The sequence below is a fragment of the Methanobrevibacter sp. genome (genome assembly GCF_045220775.1).
GTDB lineage: Archaea > Methanobacteriota > Methanobacteria > Methanobacteriales > Methanobacteriaceae > Methanocatella.
In genome coordinates this window covers 1-1,741 of the sequence record NZ_JBGUWC010000068.1, presented here as the reverse complement: position 1 = coordinate 1,741, position 1,741 = coordinate 1, and the positions used below count along the sequence as shown (strand labels likewise).

Below are 1,741 nucleotides of genomic sequence, written 5' to 3'. Positions count from 1 at the left end.
AGTGATTTGGAAGACCCTTCCGGTTTTACACCAGGAAATAATCCTCATCCTCCGAATGATATTATGATTGGTTATGCCAGATTATATAATAAAGGCAAATCTGATGATGAGTTGGATTGTTTTTATTTTGAATATGATTTGGAGGGTTGGCATCGTGTGATATGTCATGCGTGTTTGTTAAGGGCGAAGTATGGTTCGGGTAATTGTCAGGATAATGGGGAGTATTTTTATTGTCTAAGGAATCCTGAATTTGTGAAGTCACGTCAGAAAAGGATTGATAAATATTATGGTAAAAAAGAGAAGAAGACGGTTCAAGTTAAGTTAATATGATAAGGAGTATATATATGTTTTTGTGGTAAGAGTTAGTATTGAAGGGTTATCTCTAAATCATGTTATAAATTAAATTTTTTTTTTAAATTGATGGTTTTTTGGTGTTAAAATAATAATGGTGTGGGTTTGGAGGTAATCCTTTAATTTGTTAATTATTGTGCAGGGGTTGCATAGCTTGGTATTGCGCTCGACTGCTAATCGAGTGATGGTTAAACATTCGGGGGTTCAAATCCCTCCCCTTGCGTTCATGTTTTTTTTCAGGAAATCTTTATATATGAGTATTTACATATATTATTATGTAATATGATTCCTTTTTTTAAGGAAGGTCATATTACTCTTATTAAATAATTTCGTATGTTAAAGAGCCACATTCTCCTTTGGGAGGATGTGGCTTTTTTTTATTTTTTTTTAAATTTATAACCATAACATTTATATATTAGTTTTTACAAACTTATATTCAAGAATACAAAAGTATTCACAAAAAACCCAAAGAAAAATGAGATGATTACAATGGCATACAACGAAACATTAAAAACCCAATACCAAATCATGACTGCTGAACACAAAACCGAAAACGGCTACATCCCAAACATACCAGAACTAATAGCCGAAGCACCATGCCCAGAAATGGCTGAAGCATGGCAAAGCGTAGCAGACCTAATCGAAAAATGCAAAAACACCAACCACCCATTCGCATTCACCTTCAGAACCGTATACACACACCAAAAAAGAGACGGCACATACACCATATACCAACACGGAATGCCAACAGACTGGACCATCAGCGAATGCGAAGCTGACTTATTCGAATGGATAGAAAAAGTGGAATTACCACAAATGGGAGGTCATTAAGATGAACTCCCCTAAAACAATCACTGGAACAAAATTCAACTACGGCTGCATTCTATATGAAACCGACAAATGGATCGTAGAGTTACTTGAAAAAATCAATAGTGAAATAGCTGACCACTTCCACCAGGCATTACATAGCAAAACCTGCTTTGATATCCTTGACTTAGACGATGACGCTGAGGAGGCTCATTGCATATTGGAATTTAATAGGCGTACTGGTGAAGATGAGGACGAAGCTATTAATACTGTTAAAGGAATTTTGGATGAAACTCCTGGTGTGGATTATAGTTTTGATGATTATCCTAATATTGATGAGGATAGTTGTAGTGGCTACAGTTATTCTTTTAATATTTGTAAAAATTAATATTTTTTCTTTTTTTCTTATTTTAGGGTCATGGGACAAGGTTTATATACTAAGTGGAGCTTATAGACAAATAGGAATACAAAAGTATTCACTTACCCAAAGGAGAAACCCGAATATGAAACTAGAAAAATTCGCACAAGAAGTAAGAAACTCAACCGAGTTAATAGTAATCGAACAACCAGGCCAACTCAGAAT

General features: G+C 34.7%; 4 protein-coding genes and 1 tRNA gene. All 5 read left to right on the top strand.

The genetic code is table 11. From position 1 onward, the window contains the following. The coding region (locus ACJROP_RS03915) for a hypothetical protein (protein WP_406534185.1) at positions 1 to 330 on the top strand (330 nt) is incomplete at its 5' end. Between the two features lie 159 nt (positions 331 to 489). Further along, positions 490 to 574: transfer RNA gene (locus ACJROP_RS03910), tRNA-Ser, on the top strand. 266 nt (positions 575 to 840) lie between these two features. Then, positions 841 to 1,182, top strand: a complete 342-nt coding sequence (locus tag ACJROP_RS03905; RefSeq protein ID WP_406534184.1) for a hypothetical protein — start codon at positions 841 to 843, stop codon at positions 1,180 to 1,182. Between the two features lies 1 nt (position 1,183). Next, complete coding sequence (locus ACJROP_RS03900; RefSeq protein WP_406534183.1) at positions 1,184 to 1,546, top strand: hypothetical protein; 363 nt, start codon at positions 1,184 to 1,186, stop codon at positions 1,544 to 1,546. Further along, positions 1,509 to 1,741: hypothetical protein (locus tag ACJROP_RS03895; RefSeq protein ID WP_406534182.1), on the top strand; the 233-nt coding region annotated here is incomplete at its 3' end. The genes ACJROP_RS03900 and ACJROP_RS03895, both read left to right, overlap by 38 nt.